A 20,603-nucleotide genomic window follows, 5' to 3' on the forward strand; every position below is an offset into this window, starting at 1 on the left:
ACTTCGATATTTAATTTTTAAAAAGTCATCAAAAGATGGCTTGTTTGCTATGCCATTTTATTCTTATTGCAATTTGTACTTTTAATTTCAACCTTACACTCCTCTCCACATTTTAAATCATGCTCAACTGGTCTGACCAGTTTCTTTATTTATATTTTACATCAAGTATTATATTTTTGCAAGTCTTTATTTTATTAATATTGTTAAATTTCTGTTAAAGCATATTACCTACTGCAAATATCAAAATGCCTAGCAAAATGGCATATCCCAAACAATACAGCAATGTCGAATTGAGAATACGCCCTTCTTTACCCACTAAACCTGTTGCAGATGCAGCAACAGCTATGCTCTGAGGTGATATCATCTTCCCTGCCGATGCACCAACAGTATTTGCAGCGGCAATCCATGCAGCATTAGCATGTATCTGCAATGCCGTTTGCTTTTGCAATGCGCCAAAAAGGATATTTGAAGATGTATCACTGCCTGTTATAAATGTCCCAAGTGCACCAATCAAAGGTGAAATAAACGGATATACTTTTCCTGTCGTGTCAGCTAAGGCTACTGCGATAACAGATATCATCCCACTATAGCCCATGACTTTTGCCATCGCAACAATTGATGAAACGACGACTATTGTAGGTACTAACTGTTTTATCGTTTTTCCAAATATCTTTAAAAGTCCCTTTATGCTGCTTCCTTGGACAAATCCGCCGATTATTGCGGATATAAACATAATAGTACCAGGTGTCGTTATCCACTGAAATGATGATGGTTTTCCATTTGGTCCAAAATATATTTGTACTTTTGTTGCTACATCTCCTAAGAATTTAAGATCAGGTATAAGATTTACTGCCATTATAAGGACAAACAAAACAATATATGGTGTCCAGGCGATAAGCTGCTTCTTACCGCTTATTCTTTTATCATGATCATTTACTGCATTTGTCGAGGCTATTTCGCCACTTGCTTTTTCATCAGGGAAAAGCCAGATTTTTTTCACTGGTTTTATCTTAACATAGATGATAATAGACAAAAGCGATGCCAATGAACCGACAATTGCTGCAACTTCCGGTCCTACGAATACTGCAACGGCTGTTTGAAATAGGGCAAATGATATTCCACTGACTATGCAGGCACCTAAAACTTCTTTCAAATATTTAAAGGATTTCGTCATTATTATAACAAGAACTATGGGTAAAATAATTATAAACGGTATGAGCTGATATGCCGTATACGTTGTAAGCAGGCTCTCTTCAATACCTGTTACCTGTGAAAGTGTTATTATAGGTATTCCAATACCGCCAAAGGCAACGGGTACTGTATTTGCAATAAGACATATGACCGCAGCAAATAACGGATCAAAACCAATACCTGCCAATAAACTTGCTGGTATTGCAACAGCTGTACCAAAACCTGCTGCAGCCTCTAAAAAACCACCAAAGGAAAATGCGAGAATTAATGCCTGTATCCTTCTATCAGGAGATATTTTAGCCAATGTTTCATTGATGATATTCATGTTACCTGTCTCAACTGTTACATTGTAAGTGTATATTGCTGCAATAATTACCCACACAATCGGCCATAAGCCCGTTGCAACACCTTCTAAAACAGATTGTGAAGCAAATTTTACAGGCATACCCCATGTAGTTATACTCAGCAAAATCGCCAATGCCAATGATATTAGTGCCGCAATATACGCCTTCATTTTAAACCAACCGAGGCTTATTAAAAGCCACAAAAGCGGTATAAATGCAACAATTGCTGAAAGCAGAACATTTGAAAACGGTCCTTGAACTGAGCCTAGCATTATTTTCCCTCCTTAAATGTTTTAACCAGTTTTCTTGATGTTATCGTTTACTTCAAGCGTACCCCACATCTCTTTTTCTATCACCCCACTTATCATCTGATTGTATGATGGCCTTACCAATGTAGTTATTTAATAAAGAAAGCTTTCGCTTTCTAAAATTTTATTCAATATTCAATAATTAATTACAGCCATCATTTCTCAAGTTTTAGCTTTCTAAGCTCTTCCTGCACAAAATTTATGTGCGCTATAACATATTCTCTTGCATCATCTGCTTTGCCATTTTTTATACTTACTAATATATTTTTATGCTGTTGATAAAGAAGTTCTAAATTTTTAGGGTTACTCATAAGTCTTTTTCGTGAATTTACTATATAATTATCTACTCCAATTGACAATGCTTCGACTATATCATAAAGTAGTTTGTTCTTGGTAGCTCTACATAATGCCCTATGAAAATTTTCATCTGCATATGTATTTTGATCTTCATCAAAATCTTTTCCCATCATTTCAAAATATTTTTTCATTTCTGATATTGATTCTTCATCCCGCTTTTGTGCCGCAATATATGCGCTTTCGCTTTCAAGTATTTTTCTTAGCTCGATGAATTCTGTCTCATCATTTTCAAGTGCTAAAGCTAACGACATAGTCTCAACAATGGCATTTGATACATTATTTACAATATATGTACCTCCACCTGGTTTTGTTTCCAAAATTCCTAGTATTTCAAGCGCTGATAATGCCTCTCTAATTGATGCTCTGCTAACATTTAATATATCTGATAAATCTCTTTCGGATGGTAGTTTACTCCCTTTTGATAGATTGCCATTATAAATATTGACTTTTATCTGTTCTATAATATTTTCAAAAACTCTTTCAGATTTAACTGGCTTGAAGTCCATCTTTATTCTCCTTTGTTTTATCATATCATATATATATTTGTTTTGCAATATTAGTTATTTTTTTATCAATTTTACCTCCAAGGAAATTCAAGTAACTACAACGGATGGCAAAAAACTAAAAAGGTAGTAGATGGAAAACAAGTTACATACCGCACCTTTTGCATTGGACTATACGCTTTTTGAATTAATTTAATTCACTTTCTTATCAGCACTGACACTTATTTGTTCAATTTTCTTTTAGTATTTATAATCTTTAATGATAATAATTATACGATGAAAAAAAGAGAATCTAACTTTACTTTTAAAAAAGCTGTCTTAAAGATGGGTACATCATAGTATTAATGTTGCAAAAACCAAAGGAAGGCCAATTATTGCACTTGATATCCTTTTTTTAACATAAATTCAACTCCTTAATTTATATACCGCCAAACCGTCTGTTTCGCTTTTGATAATCAATTATAGCTTCTATGAGGTGATTTTTATCAAAATCAGGCCATAATATATCAGAAAACCACAATTCTGAATATGCAGATTGCCATAACATAAAATTGCTGATTCTCAATTCACCGCTAGGCCTTATGATTAAATCTGGATCAGGCTGTCCTGCTGTATACAAGTTATCAGCAATAATTTGTTCATCTATATCATTTAATTTTATTTTGCCATCTAACAATGATTTGCCTATCTTTTTAACAGCATTGACTATTTCATTTCTCCCCCCATAGTTTAAAGCTATGTTTAAAATAAGTCCTTTATTATTTTTTGTTATTTCTTCTGATTCTTTAACCTTGATTTTACATTTCTCAGGTATTTTTGACAAATCGCCAATGAAATTTAATTTTACATCATTTTCATTCAATTCATTTATTTCACGGCCTAAATATTCAATCAATAGGTTCATTAATCCATTTACCTCTTCTGCAGGTCTTTTCCAATTTTCCGTTGAAAATGCATACAATGTCAGATACTTGATGCCAATTTCAGATGATGCTTTAACTACTCTTTTTACTGCTTCCATTCCAGCTCTATGACCAAGTGTCCTTACAAATCCTCTTCTTTTCGCCCATCTGCCATTGCCATCCATTATTATTGCCACATGCTTTGGAATATTATCTGCATCAAGTTTCTTCTCTAATTCTTCAGCAATATTTCTTTGTCGTTTTTTGATAAAACTCATTAATTTTCCTCCTTATAACATAATTGTAACAAAATTTCTAGTTAAGGTTGCAAACCTCAACTAGAAATTTTAAACCTATTGCTTATTTCGTTTACTGTGCTTCATCAGATTGATGGATAGACAGATTTACTTTTTTCTCCCAGATATCATCCGCTACTTCTCCCCAACTATCTGCTACTACTCTTAAATCATTATAAAGATTCTTAATGTGAGAGGCCTCACTAGCTTCTGTATGTTTAGCACCTGACTCCTCAACAATCTCTAAAAGCTTTTCTGGATTATCAATTAGAGGGCAAGGCCTTAGCATGTTTTGATTAAAAGGTTGTCTTTTTCTATATGCTTTCATAATAGGGGACTGTAATGCTTCTTTCAAACTTACCTCATTTATATTTACATTTGAATAATGGATAAATGCGCAAGGCTCTACTTCTCCTGCGGCATTTATGTGCAAATATCTTCTGCCTCCTGCTATGCATCCTCCGCTGAATTCTCCGTCATTCCAGAAATCTATGGCAAAAAGTTCTTTAGTAGCCCTTATATAATTTATCCTTTCATACATATACTTTCTTTGTTTTGGTGTAACCATAAATTTTACGTCGGGATCTCTACCAATAGGAATATACGTAAAATACCAGGCAAAATATGCACCCTTATCTATCATCATATCTATAAATTCATCACTAGATATTTCTTCTACATTTGCCCTGGTATATGTAGCTGAATAACCAAATAACACCCCATTTTCTCTCATCAAATCCATTGCTTTCACAATCTTGTCAAAAGTTCCTTCTCCACGTATTGCATCATTATTTTCTTTAAATCCATTTATGCTTATTGCAAAAGTAATATTACCAACTCTTTTAACTTCTTTTACCATCTCTTCATCAATAAGTGTACCATTCGTAAATAAAAGGAATACTTGGTTTTTATGTCTTTCAGCAAGTTTTACAATATCTTTCATTCTAACAGTAGGCTCTCCGCCAGATAAAACTATAAAATATATACCTAACTCTTCAGCTTCTCTGCATACTCTGTCCATCACTTCAAAAGAAAGATTATGTGGTTTGTACTGACCAGCCCAGCATCCAACGCAAATTTTACGCTTTTATGCCTATCCTGTTATTTTTTGTAATCTTTTCTCATCTTTATCTTTTTCTATCTTTGAACTATTTTTAATAATAAATTTATCCATGAACAATTGTTGTAATGTTTGATATACGTTACCTACTATCCAATACAATCCTAGACCAGCAGGTACAGTAAAAGAGATAATTCCTGTCATAATTGGAGTAAATAAATTCATACTCAACTGCATAGAATTTTGCATTTGATTTTCATTAGTCTCTTGAGATTCCTTCACTGAATATTTTATGGATATATATGTAGTAATGGCAGATAACACTGGTATTAATAATAAAGCTGCATTTTCAGCACTTATGTGATGAAGATTTGGGCCTGGCACTAATCCCAAATTTATTCCGAAAAAATTCATATTCAGTAGATCATCTCTATTCAGCATCTGGCTCACATTTGGCAACTTATCAAGATGTTTACTATAGTAATTTATTATGCTTAAATCAGGCATATTTGCTATCTTATCTGGACCCAGTGGAATACCTTCAAACAACTTTTGAATAACATCGGGTGTTTTTCTAAACATATATTTTAATGGTTGAGATATTACAAAATATAACGAAAATAAAATGGGCATTTGTATTAGTAATGGCAAAAATCCACTTACAGGATTAATTTTATTTTCATAATACAACTTCATTATTTCTTGATTTAGTTTTTCATTATCATTTTTATATTTTTTTTGTATTTTCTGTATTTGTGGCTGAATTTCATTTATTTTTGATATAGCTTTATACTGTTTAATGTATAAAGGTAACAAAAATGTTCTTACAATAATAGTTAAAAAAATGATAGCTAATCCATAATTTTTAAATGCTAAATCTTCATATATATATTTCAAAAGATAGCCTATTGGAACTGCAATAAAATCTAACATTATATTCTCCCTTCTTAAATATCATAATGGCATATTTTGATCTTAAACGGATTATAACTGCCTTAATATATTTTTAATTAACTCTTAATTATTTACTTTATTTGATTACACAATAGCACAATATCTATCTATAAAAGATAATATAGGTTTAAATTTAAATCGGACGTTCGTCTTAAACAAGATAAATATAAAGTTCTTATACTGATTAATCATCACAAATGTATATGTCTTATTATCTGCTTTTTCTTTATTGCTTCTCTCTATAAAATATCTCCGGCTTGTAAAAATCTTTGTATACTTCCTGAATAACAGGCTCGGCAGCTTTTAAGCCCAAATTTATGCATTTTTCCGCATGATCAAATCTATACCATCGGATACCATTTACTTTCGGTTTTATTACATAAACTTTCTTATTGAATTTTTCCCCTTCGTTATCTTCATATAAATCGTTGTTTAATAATTTCATAGTTGTTGCTGTAATAGTTATAATTTCTGGTAGTATCTTTTTTGAATTAAAGTATCTTTCAAAATATATCGTTCTACTATTGTTTTGTAAAATTCTATTGATTTTATTAACAAAATTATAAAATGACCTATTAAATATTCTAATATCAATATTTGAGCTAACATCTGAAATTATAACTATATCTGCCCCTAATTTGATAGCCAAATCTACTGCATCAAAATCAATAATTGAACCATCAACTAATTTGGTATTTTGAAATTCTACTGGTTCAAATACAACAGGTATAGATATGCTTGCTCTTACTGCCTTTATAACCGGCCCATTAGAAAATATTATTTCTCTGCCGTGTTTAATGTCTGTTGCAATCGCATAAAGAGGTATTTTGAGTTCATCAAAATCATTTTTAATATAATTAGATAAAAATTTTTCTATTTTATCACCTTTTATAAATCCTTTTTGTGGAATATTTAAATCTAACATTTTAATAAGCTTTAAAAAATTAATATCTCTCACATCTTTAATTATCTTTTCCAAATCATTTCCTGAAGCATATATTGCGCCAATCAAAGCGCCTATACTTGTGCCTATAATAAAATCAATTGGAATATTTTCTTCTTCAAGTTTTTTCAACACGCCAAGATGTGCATATCCTCTAGCAGCCCCTCCACCTAATATTAAGCCGACTTTTGGTCTCATTTCACATCACCAATCATCAATTTATTTAAACTATCTACAATTGAAAATGTCATGCTTTCAATATCATCCAAGGGATATATAATGCGACCAACATTTATTATAATTCTCCCTGTACGTGGAATAATGCTTCCTTTAGGTAAAATATTTTTAGTTCCATTTATATTAATAGGTAATACAGGTACTTTTGCTTTTACAGATAAAAATGATGCTCCAGACTTTATAGTTGCAATTTCATCTGTCTTGGACAAGCCACCTTCAGGAAAAATCATTAAAATGCCATTATTTTTTAACACATCCAATGCGTCTTTTACGGTTCTTCTTGAGCTAACTGTCTTTCTAGATGTACTTACAGGAATAGCTCTTATTTTTTTTAATACAAATCCTACAACTGGAATGTCAAATAAATATGCTGCTGAAAAAAATGTCAATGTATATTCAAAAGCTGCAATTGCAACAAATCCATCCAACAGACTGGAATGATTAGCAACAATGATAAACGGTCCATTAACTGGAATATTTTCAACACCGATTATTCGCATCTTCCATATATATTTAAATAATATACGCAATACACTTCTTGCTAAATTGTAAAAATTAGATCCCTTCATATTTCCTCCAGCATATTTTTCTACTCAAAAATAATCTGAACAGCATTAAGCGCATCTGATATATCTCCTTCATCAGAGTTCAAAATTACTTGTATTGCCGTACCGAACATTGCTCCAAGTATCATCCTCGCCACCGATTTTGAAGAATAATTTACTAAATTATCTTTTAAATTGCTTTTATTTAAAATTTTTTCTTCTATCATATTTGATAATTCATTAAATAAATTTCTCAATAAGGTATTAAAAGAAGATGACCATATAGCCAGTCCGGTTAAGTCGTATAATAATCTGAATAATTCAGGATTATTATTAAGCATTTCTTTAAAAAATTTAATAAGAGATGACATTTTGTCACGAGCTGTTTCTCCTATATCCAAAGCTTCATTTATTTCATGTAAATACTTATTTATCATCATTTTTATAACTTCAGCAAAAAGGCCTTCTTTATTTCCAAAATAATAATTTAATTGGCTTAATACAACACCTGCTTCATTTGCAATATCCCTCAATGATACATTAGCATATCCTTTTGTTGAAATACATTTATATGCAGCATCCAATATTTTTTGTGATTGGTTTGTTTTTTCTTCCATATAAATTCTCCCTTTAAAATTAATTCAGACATCCGTCCTATGCATATTATATTATTAAAAGATTCTAAAGTCAAGCACTTCATTAAACTATGCAGAGCAATTGGTTTATCATTCTAAAAATTTTCAAATGCGAAATCCCTGATATTTTAACAATTTTCTCTAAAACAAAAACTCGAGGAAATTTTTTCTATACTTGACATGACTGTATACATACTATACAATTAAGTCATGGAAAAAAAGATTGAAAAAATAAGTGAATTATTTTTAAACTTAATATGCGAATTTTACGAATATGATAGCAAGGCTCGTACTTTTGGCACAGATACAGAGCTTTATCATTCTGAAATACATATGCTTCAGTGTATTCAAGATAATCCAGGTTTGCATATTTCTGCTATTGCACGTAAATTAGGTATCACAAGGGGTGCGGCATCACAAACTGCTAAAAGACTTGAAAGAAAGCAAATGATTGTAAAGGAGATGAACCAGACCAGAGGATCTAAAGTCGTCATGCACCTCACTCCCAAGGGTGAAATAGCTTGTTTTAACCATAAGTGTGCACACGAAAAGTACAACACAATCATATCCGAAATTCTAACTGGATCAAATGAAGAGCAATTAAAGTTTCTTTCAGATTTTCTTTTGCAGTTTGAAAAAGCATTAAAGGAGAATTGATTTTTATGCAAAAAGTGTATAGTATATATACAATATTCACAGGAGGTCTCCAAAATTGAACAATCAATCCAATGAAAAACAATTTGTAATGACAAGATCGTTTATAATTTTAATGGCAATTGTTTGCGGTGTTTCCGTTGCAAATCTTTATTATATTCAGCCATTGGAAGCACAAATTGCAGCTACATTTCATGTTTCACAAGGATCAGCAGGAATTGCAGCCATGATGACACAAATTGGTTATGCATGCGGTCTTTTACTTTTTGTTCCCCTAGGCGATATATATGAACGCCGTTCACTTATTTTACGTATGCTTCTTTTTGTTGATATATCACTACTTACGGCTGCACTATCGCCTTGTTATTTATTACTGCTCTTTGCCATGTTTACCATGGGGATGACGACAATTGTTCCACAGATTATCGTGCCATATGCAGCACATCTTTCACCTCCAGAAGAGCAAGGTAAAGTCATTGGAGACGTTATGAGCGGTCTATTGATTGGAATCTTGACATCAAGAATATTTAGTGGACTTATTGGTGCAGTTTTAACATGGCGAGCTGTTTATTTATTTGCAACAGGATTAATTATGATCCTTATGATTTTGATTAGAAACTATTTTCCAAAAGATCAACCTTCCTCCCAAATGTCGTGGGGAGAATTGCTTAAATCTATACCACATCTTATAAAAAATGAGCGAACATTGCGTGAATCAGCGATCAACGGTTTTTTCATGTTTGGTTCATTCAGTGCATTCTGGACTTCTCTTATTTTTTTACTTGAAACACCAGTCTATCACATGGGAACAAAAGAAGCTGGCTTATTTGGACTAGCAGGTATAGCAGGTGCTCTTGCTGCACCTTTGATAGGAAAAGGATCTGACATAAAAAGCCCCCGCTTCACAGTAGGCGTCGGTGTCATCCTATCTATGCTTGCCTATCTTTGCTTTAGTTTATTCGGATATCATATTTGGGGCCTTATCGCAGGTGTTATCATACTTGATCTTGGAAATCAGTGTGGGCAAGTCTCCAATCAGGCAAGGGTCCAAGCACTTGGCGATTCAGCACGCAGTCGCAATAATACTGTGTTCATGTTTTCGTATTTTATCGGTGGTGCAATAGGTTCATTTCTTGGCACCCTTTGTTGGCAGCACTACGGGTGGTACGGTGTCTGCATGGTAGGACTTGCATTTCAATTTGCTGCGATAATTACTCATTTTTTGATTTACAAAAAGAAGGAATTTTAGAAATGAATTTGATAATGTTTTTGTTTAGCTATTTTTATAAAAACAAAAAACCGCAAATGCTTGCGGCTACTGACTTTTGAATGGTCTGAGTGACTGGATTTGAACCAGCGACCTCCAGAACCCCATTCTGGCGCGCTACCAACTGCGCCACACCCAGACATCTTACAATAGATATTATAAAACGTAATGCTCAAAAAATCAAGTATCACAATATGATGCAGATTATACCGCCACCTCCGTCATTGACAATTCGCTCAAGTGTATCCCTCAGCCTCATGCTTACATTGTCTGGAATCTTACCAAGTTTATTCTGCATACCTTCTTTTACAAGGTCGCTTAAAGATTTACCAAATATATTTGACTCCCATATCTTGTCTGGATCATTTTCAAATTGCTCTGTAATGTATTTTACAAAATCTTCGCTTTGCTTTTCCGTACCTACGATTGGAGATACTTCTGTTGTCACATCTGTCCTAAATATGTGTAAAGATGGTGCAGATGCTCTTAGCCTCACCGCAAAGCTTCCACCTTGTCGCACTATCTCCGGTTTTTCAAACTCCATATTGTCAATACTTGCAGGAACTACTCCTACACCTTTCTTTTTTGCATCTTCTATAGCATCTTTTAATTTATCGTACTCTGATTTTGCATATGATAATTCTTTCATCATTTTCATGAGATCTCTATCTCCGCGAATCTCAAGACCACATTCATCACTTAATATTTTAAAGAAAAGGCCTTCTTTTGTCTTTGCTTCTATATCTGCAATTCCTTCGCCTGGATCGATTTTTCTAACTATTACTTCTGACATGTTTTCATTTGATTTTATAATATCAGCCGTCTTCTTTATATCCCTCAGCCTAAATAAATCATTGATGCTTTGCTTTATAGAATTCATAATGCTTTGTTTCAGCCAGTGGTCATTTTCAAGTACATCGACCCACCTAGGAAGATCAATGTTAAGCTCAGTTATAGGGAATTCGTACAACACTTTTTCAAGTATTTCTTTAGTGTCGTCAGTTCCCATTTTAAGTACATTTACTGCTACAACAGGTACGTCGTACTTTGTTTCCAACTCTTCTTCCAATTTTATTGTGTCAGCATCTTCAGGATGGGTCGTATTTAACAGTATAATAAATGGCTTTTGTATGTCTTTTAATTCTTTCACAACTCTTTCTTCCGGTTCAACATAATTATCTCTTGGTATATCCGTAATGCTTCCATCCGTAGTTACAACAAGACCAATTGTAGAGTGATCGTTTATAACTTTTTTAGTGCCAATTTCTGCAGCTTCTTCAAAAGGTATTTCATAATCATACCAAGGAGTAGTAATCATTCTAGGCTTATCACCTTCTAAGTATCCCATTGCCCCTTTAACCATATATCCTACACAGTCAACTAATCTCACGCTGAATCTGGTTTTTTCATTCAAAGATATTTCGACAGCCTTTTCTGGTACAAACTTAGGCTCTGTAGTCATAATCGTTTTGCCTGCTGCACTTTGAGGTAATTCGTCTTGAACTCTTTCTTTAAGGTTGGCATTATCAATATTAGGCAATACTAAAATATCCATGAATCTTTTTATAAACGTCGATTTTCCCGTACGGACAGGCCCTACTACACCGATATAGATGTCACCTTCAGTTCTTTCAGCTATATCCTTATAAATATCGTAATTGTCCACATCATTTCCCTCCTTTTTGTGCAATAAAATATTGTTTTTTATACTTTAACACTACATATATATGAGGGAAATGAACAAATATGAATAAAAAAGAGGACATAAATTATATATCCTCCATCTCGTGTTTTTTATTTCTCGTCATTAGCGAATAAACTGCTTCTCGCGGATCTTTTCCTTCAAACAATATTGAGTAAATTTCACATGTTATAGGCATTTCTATATTGTGCATTTTCGAGAGCTTATAGGCTGACTTAGTAGTGTTGACTCCTTCAACAACCATTCCAATTTCATCTAGCGTCTCATTCAAGGATTTGCCTTGTCCAATTTTTATGCCGGCTCTCCTGTTACGTGAATACATACTTGTACATGTTACAATAAGATCCCCCATGCCAGTTAACCCCAAAAATGTCAATGGATCTGAACCAAGGGCTACGCCAAGACGTGTAATTTCAGCAAGTCCCCTTGTCATAAGTGCAGCTTTCGTATTGTCACCAAATCCAAGGCCATCTGAAATACCTGCGCCAAGGGCAATTATATTTTTAAGAGAACCTCCCAATTCAACACCAATCAAATCTTTATTTATATACAGCCTGAAATTCTCATCCATCATCACATCCTGTACATATTCACATGCGTTTATGTCATCTGATGATATAACACATACCGTAGGTATGTGCTTGCATACTTCTTCTGCATGGCTTGGACCCGAAAGCACAACAACTGGATTATCTATCATCTCTTTTATAACTTGAGACATTCTTTTTAAGCTTGAAGTCTCTAGGCCTTTTGCCAAATTTACAATTATCGATTCTTTATCTATTACACCGCTTATTCTTTCTACAACACTTCTTACTGCATGTGACGGTACTGCCATCACTACAATCTTCTTATTTTCCAGCGCATACTCTATATCAGTTGTTATGCCAATGCTTTCAGGCAACCTTACATCAAGATATTTTTTGTTGTAGTGAGTATCTTGAATTTCTTCTAACTGTTCTTGATCTTTTGTCCAAATACATACATTATGTCTCATCGAATTCAAATGAATTGCCATTGCCGTTCCCCAACTGCCGGCACCTAATACTGCTATGTCCATATCAGATATCCCTCTTTACTTAATATTAGTCTTTTGACCCAGCTTCGATTCAGTTCCATTAAGTAATCGTTTTATATTGGCTCTATGCTGAAATACAGCCAGTGATGTAATTATTATCGCAAATACTAGCATATTAGGTGATCTATAATAAATAATATTTAATAAAAGAAAAGATATAGCTCCCAAGATTGAACCCAATGAAACATATTTACTTATCGAGATAATTGCAATTCCTATTATCAACGATAAAATGGCAATAGCTGGATTTATACTTATTATTGCGCCAAAGCTTGTGGCAATACCCTTTCCACCTTTGAATCCTAAAAAAACAGGCCAATTATGTCCACAAACGACAGCAATTCCAGCCATAAGTCCACCTAAATCTCCAGCTATCAATCTGCCTAATAAAACTGCTAAAACTCCTTTTAAAGCATCAGACAAAAATACTAAAAAGGCAACTTTAAATCCCAAAACCCTCATAACGTTTGTGGCTCCAGCATTGCCACTACCGTATTTTCTTATATCAGCTCTTTTTATGTAATTAGTAAAAAAATAAGCGCTATTGAAAGATCCAATTAAATAAGACAGTATCGCTGCAATAGCTATTTTTAACATGAGTTCACCTCCTTACTTTTCACCTTTTTTTCTTATTTCAATTTTTAATGGCACACCCTGAAATCCAAAATTATCCCTTATAGTGTTTTCTAAAAACCTCACATATGAAAAATGCATTATTTCCGGATCATTGACAAATACCGCAAATGATGGCGGTTTGATGCCAAACTGTGTTACATAATAAATCTTTAATAAACGACCTTTTTCAGCAGGTGGTGGATTTATAAGTAATGCTTCACTTATAACATTATTTAAAAGCCCTGTTGAAATCCTCTTATTGTACTCTTCCCAAACGCTATTTATTTCCTCAAACAGTTTATTAAGCCTTTGTCCTGTTTTGGCTGATATAAATATTGTAGATGCAAAGCTCATAAAAGAAAATTTTTCTTTTATGGCTTTTAAATACTCGTTGACAGTATTGTTGTCTTTTTCAATCAAATCCCATTTATTAACTGCAATAATAATTGCTTTATTCTGCTCAAATGCATAACCTGCTATTTTCGTGTCCTGCTCTGTTGGACCTTCAGTAGCATCTATTACTAAGATACATATATCAGATCTGTCTATAGCCGACAATGCTCTTAATACACTGTACCTCTCAATTTTATCTTCTATTCTGCCTTTTTTCCTCATACCTGCAGTATCAATTATAACGTACTTTTTATCATCTTTTTCAAAATACGTATCAAGTGCATCTCTTGTGGTACCTGGTATATCGCTAACAATTGCCCTTTCTTCCCCCAATATCTTATTCACAAGAGATGACTTGCCTACATTCGGTTTCCCAATAAAGCAAATCTTTATAGTTTCTTCGTCATAGTCATCTATATGCTCAGGAATATTTTTAATAACTTCATCAAGTAAATCTCCTATACCGAGCCCATTTGACGCAGATATTGCTATAGGCTCTCCAAAGCCAAGTCTCATTGAATCGTAATATGAAATAGGCATCTCTTTAAAATTATCTACTTTGTTTAAAACAAGTATCACTTTCTTACGAGATTTTCTAAGCATATTTGCTACATCTTCATCCACCGGGCTTAAGCCATCCTTAGCATCTATAACAAACAATATCAAGTCAACAGTTTTTAAAGCCACCTCTACCTGCATCCTTATTTTTGAAAAAAACTCGTCTTCAGAATCTGGTTCTAATCCACCTGTATCAACAAGTATAAATTTTTTCCCCAGCCACTCTGTCTCAAAGTAAATTCTATCACGAGTAACACCAGGTTTATCTTCTACTATAGAAATTCTCTGACCTGTTATTTTGTTAAATAAAGTTGATTTGCCTACATTTGGTCTGCCTACTATGCCAACCATAGGATATGCCACAATATCACCTTCCAGTTATCTTTTGTATGAAATTTTTACCGTTAACTTCAGATACTATTACTTTCGCATTTAATTCTTTTTCTATATCATCAATAGTTACATCATCCAAAAAAGAATCTGTACCTTCTTTTATCATACTATCCGGTATTACTAATATTTCACCGTTTAATTTTCCCTTTAATTGAGTGATTATATCTCTACCTGTTATAAGTCCTGCTACAGTTATCTTATGTCCAAAAAAATTATTTATAATTGGAACAACTTTAATGTTTATACCTTTCTTCACTAACATATCAACATGGTCCTTAATAAATTTATATGCAGACACACCTGTTATAACACAATAAGTTTTATTCGATGGCTTTATATTGCCGATTTTTTTATAATAATCCTCAAACTGTTTCTTAAACATTGCCATAAGTCCGACGCCATTTTCAATTTGTGGAAAACCTTCATAACTATTGTAGTCAGGTATATCCTTATTCGCCAACACATAAAACTCATCAGCAGCAAATATAAAAGATGTTCCTTTCTCTTTTTTTAATTTTTTCTGCCACATTGATATTTGAGATAGTACTTTTTCTGCCCCTTCTTTATCGTACGAATCGAGTTTAAAAAGTCCTTCCCTGTGATCTGTAAGCCCAACGGGAACTGCTGCTGCCGATTTTACTCCAGGATACAGTTTTGATAAATCATCGATTGTTTTATCGAGAATACTTCCATCGTTAAGTCCTGGGCATAAGACTATCTGGCAGTGTACTTCTATTTTGTTTTCAGTTAATTCTTTTATTTTATCTAAAATCCCATCAGCATGGGGATTTCGCATTAATTCTTTTCGAACATTGTCATCTGTTGCATGGACAGATAAATATATTGGAGACATTCTGTATTTAATTATTCTTGAAAACTCAGAATCACTTACATTTGTAAGTGTTACAAAGTTACCTTGTAAAAAAGATAATCGATAATCATCGTCTTTAAAAGCCAAAGTTTTTCTAACATTTTTAGGCAACTGATCAACAAAACAAAAAACGCATTTATTCCTACATTGCTTTAGCTTATCTATAATTCCTGTCTCAAATACTAATCCTAAATCCTCATCATAATCTTTCTCTATGTCATAAATATATTCCTCACCATTTTCTTTTTTTATCAAAAGATCTATATGCTCATTTGCTATTTGAAATTTATAATCAATTAAGTCAATTATTTCGCTTCCATTTATCGATACTAATGTATCACCACTTTTTATGCCCAATTCATCCGCAATGCTATCTTTAACTACATCTTTTATTTTATGATATGCCATTTAGTTTCCTCCTATAAAATATCCAATAATATTATGAATTAATAGGAGAAGTTAGTCAAGCTCTTTTAGTCTTGATTTTACTTTATTTACTATGTCCAAAAAATTATTGTACTTTTTAATTATTCCATATACAGTAAACGGTCGTCCCACAGATATGATTTTAAATCTTCTAGATGTCATGCCACCCAGTTTTGTCAATAATCCAATAGCAGGTAGTGTATCTATCAGCAGTATTTCATTTTCACCAATTCCAGATTCTTTTAAAAAACTTCTTACAGCTTTCATCATTATTTTTCTTCCGCTTTTAGCACCTATTGCATAGACGTCATTGTCGTACTCATCGATTCCCATGTAAAATGGAATTCCTATTTGATTGCCTTCTGTCAAATCATAATGAGGTAAAGACAAAATTTCATCAAACGTGGGAATCCTATCATTTGGAAGCAATCCAACATGGATAGACGCAGCGACAATAGACGAATGGGCACTTCCATAACAAATATACGCTACAATCATATTTACCCTCACATATAATTAAGTTTCAAATCTAAGACAAAATTTTTCATTCTATCTAATTTTTTAACAAATAAATAGTACAAAATACACTCTACAAGATTTCTGAAAATTGATGTTTTCCTGAGATATAAAAATAGTTTCATACATTTAGGTTCAAATTTACTTGTATCTACAAATATCAGCTTATCATATTCCATATTAAATATTTTCCTAAATCCCTCAAGGGTTTTCTTTATATTATCGCTATAATTTTTCATTCCGATTGCATATATTTCATGGTAGTTTTCATCAATTCCGATATATTTTAATTCACCGTAGTCTGTTTTTAAAATCTCTGGAATACTAAAAAATACATCCTTACCAACTTTATCTTTTATAATTTTCGTATGAATGTATGCTGCAATAACTGACGAATAGCATCCAAAATAGCTGTAATAAATTACTTTCAACCTAACCACCACATAATCTTATATATTTAAAATTGGTGCATGCGCACCAATTGATATTACTTTTTGTCTTTGTTAAACTTTCCTAAAAAACTGCTAAACTCCTTCTTTGTTGCATCTTTTAACTTCGACATCATTTCCCGTCCGCCTGTACTTAAAAACATGAATCCGACGATTGAAAAAACAGCAACCCCAATTAGAATCCATATTCCCCATCCGGCAGAATTGTTCTGTGATGGTGTGCCTTTTTGTGTATTGGTAAGAGCTCCAACCTGCTTTTTTTCGTCAGTGCCGTATACTGCTTTTGTCAATACATCTGCCATAAATTTTGCAGACTCTTCTGCTCTTTGCCTCGTGTGTGTATCTGTTCCAAATTCCAAAAGCAATGAATTAGGAGTTAAATCCTGGTTGTAATCACCGCTTCCGTAAAAAATATCTTTCACTAGATTGGGGTATTCTTTATCAGCTATGGCTTTTATTCTAAAAGCCAAATCCTGATTAGCCTTCAGATTTGCATTTGTCCTGCCGAGGACTAGCCTCACGCCTGTAGCATTTGTGCCAGCTATTTTTCTTATATAATCTTGATATGGCGCAGCATCTCTGTGAATATCAAGAAGCAAATCCGGTTTGTCATTTTTTAAGATTTTTAACGCCCCAACTCTTGACCTTCTGTATGCCATAGCATCATGAGGCAAATACAATGTTTGATCAACATATGTCTTGATGCCTTTATTTGATAAGGCATTGCTTAATGAAGCATCCACTTTGTATATGCCACCGTGTCCATAAATACTAGCTGCACCATCTGTTGGTATATATGATTCATCGCTGTGAGTTGAATACATTGCTATTTTTCTTTCACCTGTTTTTTGAGCCATCACTTGCGATACTTTTTCTATATCTATATTAGGCAACTTTACTGTTTCAATATATTTTGCATACGCTTTATCATTTTTTTTATCAACTTTAATTATTTTGTACATCTTATTATCATGTGACAAATATTGATCATTTACATTTAAGTCCCATGAAATCCTGAAAAGCACTTTGTTTGAATTGTCTAGATAGACTGTATAGTAACCACCTTCTTTGCCACTCCAATCATCTGCGTTTACTTTTACAAATGGTAAAAACATTAAAGCAAACATTATTAGCAATATGATTGCTTTTTTATTTCTCATCATCATCACTGTCCTTTTTGCGATATTTTTCTTTTATCGCCTTTATTTCATCTTCACTTAATAGGCTACTTGTTAAATGGGGCTCTGTGTTCTTTTTTGCAGTTCCTCCTTGTATCTTCTCTCTCGTTTCGCCTAATATCTCTGAGAAGAAAACAGCAACTATCATGGATATGACAACTGTATCAAAAGCACCTGCACCACCAACAGAAATAGTTCCCGGTCTTGCCAAAACAATATTTATCAAGCCTTGCGCAACATCGCTTAAAATAACTCCCATAACACCAGCAATAAATGCACATCTTCTTGACCTGCTAAATAAGTATGCAATCAGGCCACTGACAATACCATAAACATAATTTGGCTCAATGAACATAGCTTCAGGCTCGCTGGGCAATAATCTTCCTGCTAAAAACACCGCTGTTCCCGCCAATATTGACGATACTAAGGCATTTGTTCTCTCAGCACCTCTTTCTGCTTTTATGAATAGATAAACTGCTACAGCTGCAGGTATGATAGCACCGCCAATATTTATAGACATCTTTTTGCCAAGTGGTATCGCTGGTAAAAAAGTACCAATGATCATACCGATTATTATGATTAATGCCCATGTATCAGTCATCTTCATTCTGTCAAGGACTCTGTGTGCAAAGCCAAACAATACAAATAAACCCGTAATTGATAATATTATATAAGCAAGTGGCATTTAAATCACCTCTTTTTACAATATCTTTTGCAGTTTAAAAAAAAGTATACAAAAAAAACACCTAAAAAGGTGTTATAAAAGTGCTTTAGATTTTTATTCATTTAAATCTATATGCTGACCGCTTTCTAAATAGATTACCCATTCGCATATGTTTGTAGCATGATCTGCTATCCTTTCTAAGTAGCGGGCTACGAACAAAAATTGTGTCGCTTGATCTATATTTTTGTGATCTTCTATCATGTACGTAAGGAGCTCTCTAAAAATTTGCTTATATAGACCATCTACAATATCATCTTTTTGATTAATAGTCCTAGCTAGCTCCGTATCCTGATTTACATACGAATCAAGCGATAGTTTAACCATTTCTCTGACAACATCACTCATTCTCGGAATATCAATAAGAGGCTTTATATATGTCTGATCTGCTATTCTAATTGTTGTTTTAGCAATATCTACTGCGTGATCCGCCATTCTTTCTAAATCAGTATTTATTTTTAACCCTGTTAAAACAATTCTCAAGTCCTTTGCTAATGGCTGCTGTGTTAAAATAATCCTTGAACATCTGTCATCAATTTCAACCTCTTTTTTATCTATTCTATCATCTTGCTCAATAACCTTTCTCGCTAATTCAGCATCATGGTTTATCAATGATAAAATAGAATTACCAATAGCTTCTTCCACAAGAGCCCCCATTTTTAGGATATCATAATGTAAATCCTCTAACTCTTTTTCAAAATGAGTTCTGTTCACAATAACACCTCCTTAACCAAATCTTCCTGTTATATAATCCTCTGTTCTCTTATCACGTGGATTATAGAAGATATCTTCTGTCTTTCCTGTTTCTATTATTTCGCCGTTTAAGAAAAATGATGTTGAGTCAGATATTCTTCCTGCCTGTTGCATGTTGTGTGTTACTATGACAATAGTATATTTATTTTTTAATTGGTCAATTAATTCCTCAATTTTCATAGTTGAAATAGGATCAAGTGCTGACGTCGGCTCATCCATCAATATAATCTCAGGCTCAATCGCCAGTGTCCTTGCAATACACAATCTCTGCTGCTGCCCGCCTGATAATCCTAATGCAGAATCATTTAATCTATCTTTTACTTCATCCCAAAGTGCTGCATCTTTTAAACTTTTTTCAACTATTTCGTTTAATATTTTTTTATTTTTTTGACCGTGTATTCGTGGACCATATGCAATATTGTCGTATATCGTCATAGGGAATGGATTAGGCTTCTGAAACACCATTCCTACACGCTTCCTGAGCTCTATAGCATCTACATCCTTATATATATTTTGATTGTCAATCATAACAGTTCCTTTTATTGTAACACCATCTATAAGGTCATTCATCCTGTTTAAAGTCCTTAAAAACGTAGATTTTCCACATCCTGATGGACCAATTAAGGCCATTACGCTGTTTTCTTCAACATCTATATTTACCTTCTTAAGAGCCTGCATTTGCCCATAATATAAATCAAGATCCCTTACTTCAATCTTTTTCATGAATAAGGTTTCCCCTTTCTTTTTATGAATT

20 protein-coding genes, 1 tRNA gene and 1 pseudogene are annotated in these 20,603 nt (G+C 33.2%); 2 read left to right on the top strand and 20 right to left on the bottom strand.

The genetic code is table 11. The annotated features are described in order from the left end of the window. Positions 1-214: 214 nt before the first annotated feature. The 8 genes and pseudogenes from J2Z80_RS03955 to J2Z80_RS03990 form a co-directional block, all read right to left on the bottom strand. Positions 215-1,807: an L-lactate permease gene (locus J2Z80_RS03955; protein ID WP_209453237.1), complete on the bottom strand. Its 1,593-nt coding sequence runs from the start codon at positions 1,805-1,807 to the stop codon at positions 215-217. A gap of 191 nt (positions 1,808-1,998) precedes the next feature. Continuing rightward, positions 1,999-2,706, bottom strand: a complete 708-nt coding sequence (locus J2Z80_RS03960; protein WP_209453238.1) for a FadR/GntR family transcriptional regulator — start codon at positions 2,704-2,706, stop codon at positions 1,999-2,001. Positions 2,707-3,121: 415 nt separating this feature from the next. Beyond that, complete coding sequence (uppS, locus tag J2Z80_RS03965; RefSeq protein WP_209453239.1) at positions 3,122-3,883, bottom strand: undecaprenyl pyrophosphate synthase; 762 nt, start codon at positions 3,881-3,883, stop codon at positions 3,122-3,124. Between the two features lie 91 nt (positions 3,884-3,974). After that, positions 3,975-4,976 (bottom strand): annotated as a pseudogene (locus J2Z80_RS15270) (radical SAM/SPASM domain-containing protein); the annotation flags it as partial. A gap of 18 nt (positions 4,977-4,994) precedes the next feature. Beyond that, positions 4,995-5,894 carry a YidC/Oxa1 family membrane protein insertase gene (locus J2Z80_RS03975; RefSeq protein WP_245301134.1) on the bottom strand — a complete coding sequence of 300 codons (900 nt, stop codon included), beginning with the start codon at positions 5,892-5,894 and terminating at the stop codon, positions 4,995-4,997. 247 nt (positions 5,895-6,141) lie between these two features. Further along, on the bottom strand, positions 6,142-7,056 hold the full coding sequence (locus tag J2Z80_RS03980) for a patatin-like phospholipase family protein (protein ID WP_209453240.1): 915 nt from the start codon (positions 7,054-7,056) through the stop codon (positions 6,142-6,144). Next, positions 7,053-7,664: a lysophospholipid acyltransferase family protein gene (locus tag J2Z80_RS03985; RefSeq protein WP_209453241.1), complete on the bottom strand. Its 612-nt coding sequence runs from the start codon at positions 7,662-7,664 to the stop codon at positions 7,053-7,055. The genes J2Z80_RS03980 and J2Z80_RS03985 overlap by 4 nt, the downstream gene beginning before the upstream one ends. Positions 7,665-7,684: 20 nt before the next feature. Further along, positions 7,685-8,257 (bottom strand): TetR/AcrR family transcriptional regulator, encoded by a 573-nt coding sequence (locus tag J2Z80_RS03990; RefSeq protein ID WP_209453242.1) that lies wholly within the window; start codon positions 8,255-8,257, stop codon positions 7,685-7,687. Between the two features lie 228 nt (positions 8,258-8,485). On the opposite strand from J2Z80_RS03990, the gene J2Z80_RS03995 reads away from it, so the two are divergent. Further along, positions 8,486-8,932, top strand: a complete 447-nt coding sequence (locus J2Z80_RS03995) for a MarR family winged helix-turn-helix transcriptional regulator (protein WP_209453243.1) — start codon at positions 8,486-8,488, stop codon at positions 8,930-8,932. Between the two features lie 88 nt (positions 8,933-9,020). Further along, positions 9,021-10,178, top strand: coding sequence for an MFS transporter (locus tag J2Z80_RS04000; protein WP_245301135.1), 1,158 nt, complete (start codon positions 9,021-9,023; stop codon positions 10,176-10,178). A gap of 81 nt (positions 10,179-10,259) precedes the next feature. Here J2Z80_RS04000 and J2Z80_RS04005 read toward each other — a convergent pair. The 12 genes from J2Z80_RS04005 to pstB form a co-directional block, all read right to left on the bottom strand. Beyond that, positions 10,260-10,335 (bottom strand) — tRNA-Pro (locus tag J2Z80_RS04005). A gap of 48 nt (positions 10,336-10,383) precedes the next feature. Further along, positions 10,384-11,862 carry a stage IV sporulation protein A gene (gene spoIVA / locus J2Z80_RS04010; RefSeq protein WP_209453245.1) on the bottom strand — a complete coding sequence of 493 codons (1,479 nt, stop codon included), beginning with the start codon at positions 11,860-11,862 and terminating at the stop codon, positions 10,384-10,386. 103 nt (positions 11,863-11,965) lie between these two features. Continuing rightward, entirely contained in the window at positions 11,966-12,958 is a 993-nt protein-coding gene (locus J2Z80_RS04015; RefSeq protein WP_209453246.1) for an NAD(P)H-dependent glycerol-3-phosphate dehydrogenase, read from the bottom strand. A gap of 15 nt (positions 12,959-12,973) precedes the next feature. Further along, positions 12,974-13,573 carry a glycerol-3-phosphate 1-O-acyltransferase PlsY gene (gene plsY / locus J2Z80_RS04020; RefSeq protein ID WP_209453247.1) on the bottom strand — a complete coding sequence of 200 codons (600 nt, stop codon included), beginning with the start codon at positions 13,571-13,573 and terminating at the stop codon, positions 12,974-12,976. Between the two features lie 12 nt (positions 13,574-13,585). After that, a complete protein-coding gene (der, locus tag J2Z80_RS04025) occupies positions 13,586-14,905 on the bottom strand; it encodes a ribosome biogenesis GTPase Der (protein ID WP_209453248.1) in 1,320 nt (439 codons plus the stop codon). A gap of 4 nt (positions 14,906-14,909) precedes the next feature. Beyond that, positions 14,910-16,214: a DUF512 domain-containing protein gene (locus tag J2Z80_RS04030; RefSeq protein WP_209453249.1), complete on the bottom strand. Its 1,305-nt coding sequence runs from the start codon at positions 16,212-16,214 to the stop codon at positions 14,910-14,912. A gap of 51 nt (positions 16,215-16,265) precedes the next feature. Next, on the bottom strand, positions 16,266-16,730 hold the full coding sequence (locus J2Z80_RS04035; protein WP_209453250.1) for a DUF3189 family protein: 465 nt from the start codon (positions 16,728-16,730) through the stop codon (positions 16,266-16,268). Between the two features lie 8 nt (positions 16,731-16,738). Then, positions 16,739-17,188, bottom strand: coding sequence for a DUF3189 family protein (locus J2Z80_RS04040; protein ID WP_349292574.1), 450 nt, complete (start codon positions 17,186-17,188; stop codon positions 16,739-16,741). A gap of 47 nt (positions 17,189-17,235) precedes the next feature. Further along, a complete protein-coding gene (spoIIP, locus tag J2Z80_RS04045) occupies positions 17,236-18,363 on the bottom strand; it encodes a stage II sporulation protein P (protein ID WP_209453252.1) in 1,128 nt (375 codons plus the stop codon). Further along, positions 18,347-19,060, bottom strand: coding sequence for a DUF1614 domain-containing protein (locus tag J2Z80_RS04050; RefSeq protein WP_209453253.1), 714 nt, complete (start codon positions 19,058-19,060; stop codon positions 18,347-18,349). Before J2Z80_RS04050 ends, spoIIP begins: the two co-directional genes overlap by 17 nt. A 93-nt stretch (positions 19,061-19,153) precedes the next feature. Next, complete coding sequence (gene phoU, locus J2Z80_RS04055; protein WP_209453254.1) at positions 19,154-19,810, bottom strand: phosphate signaling complex protein PhoU; 657 nt, start codon at positions 19,808-19,810, stop codon at positions 19,154-19,156. A gap of 12 nt (positions 19,811-19,822) precedes the next feature. Then, positions 19,823-20,572 (bottom strand): phosphate ABC transporter ATP-binding protein PstB, encoded by a 750-nt coding sequence (gene pstB / locus J2Z80_RS04060; protein WP_209453255.1) that lies wholly within the window; start codon positions 20,570-20,572, stop codon positions 19,823-19,825. Between the last annotated feature and the right edge of the window lie 31 nt (positions 20,573-20,603).

Origin of the sequence: Thermoanaerobacterium butyriciformans, assembly GCF_017874545.1 — a bacterium.
GTDB classification, from domain to species: domain Bacteria; phylum Bacillota; class Thermoanaerobacteria; order Thermoanaerobacterales; family Thermoanaerobacteraceae; genus Thermoanaerobacterium; species Thermoanaerobacterium butyriciformans.

Bases quoted from the DNA above. Each gene is read 5' to 3' on its own strand.
- J2Z80_RS03955 (WP_209453237.1), bottom strand. From the start codon at position 1,807: ATGCTAGGCTCAGTTCAAGGACCGTTTTCAAATGTTCTGCTTTCAGCA.
- J2Z80_RS03960 (WP_209453238.1), bottom strand. From the start codon at position 2,706: ATGGACTTCAAGCCAGTTAAATCTGAAAGAGTTTTTGAAAATATTATA.
- uppS (WP_209453239.1), bottom strand. From the start codon at position 3,883: ATGAGTTTTATCAAAAAACGACAAAGAAATATTGCTGAAGAATTAGAG.
- J2Z80_RS03975 (WP_245301134.1), bottom strand. From the start codon at position 5,894: ATGTTAGATTTTATTGCAGTTCCAATAGGCTATCTTTTGAAATATATA.
- J2Z80_RS03980 (WP_209453240.1), bottom strand. From the start codon at position 7,056: ATGAGACCAAAAGTCGGCTTAATATTAGGTGGAGGGGCTGCTAGAGGA.
- J2Z80_RS03985 (WP_209453241.1), bottom strand. From the start codon at position 7,664: ATGAAGGGATCTAATTTTTACAATTTAGCAAGAAGTGTATTGCGTATA.
- J2Z80_RS03990 (WP_209453242.1), bottom strand. From the start codon at position 8,257: ATGGAAGAAAAAACAAACCAATCACAAAAAATATTGGATGCTGCATAT.
- J2Z80_RS03995 (WP_209453243.1), top strand. From the start codon at position 8,486: ATGGAAAAAAAGATTGAAAAAATAAGTGAATTATTTTTAAACTTAATA.
- J2Z80_RS04000 (WP_245301135.1), top strand. From the start codon at position 9,021: ATGACAAGATCGTTTATAATTTTAATGGCAATTGTTTGCGGTGTTTCC.
- J2Z80_RS04015 (WP_209453246.1), bottom strand. From the start codon at position 12,958: ATGGACATAGCAGTATTAGGTGCCGGCAGTTGGGGAACGGCAATGGCA.
- plsY (WP_209453247.1), bottom strand. From the start codon at position 13,573: ATGTTAAAAATAGCTATTGCAGCGATACTGTCTTATTTAATTGGATCT.
- J2Z80_RS04030 (WP_209453249.1), bottom strand. From the start codon at position 16,214: ATGGCATATCATAAAATAAAAGATGTAGTTAAAGATAGCATTGCGGAT.
- J2Z80_RS04035 (WP_209453250.1), bottom strand. From the start codon at position 16,730: ATGATTGTAGCGTATATTTGTTATGGAAGTGCCCATTCGTCTATTGTC.
- spoIIP (WP_209453252.1), bottom strand. From the start codon at position 18,363: ATGATGATGAGAAATAAAAAAGCAATCATATTGCTAATAATGTTTGCT.
- J2Z80_RS04050 (WP_209453253.1), bottom strand. From the start codon at position 19,060: ATGCCACTTGCTTATATAATATTATCAATTACGGGTTTATTTGTATTG.
- pstB (WP_209453255.1), bottom strand. From the start codon at position 20,572: ATGAAAAAGATTGAAGTAAGGGATCTTGATTTATATTATGGGCAAATG.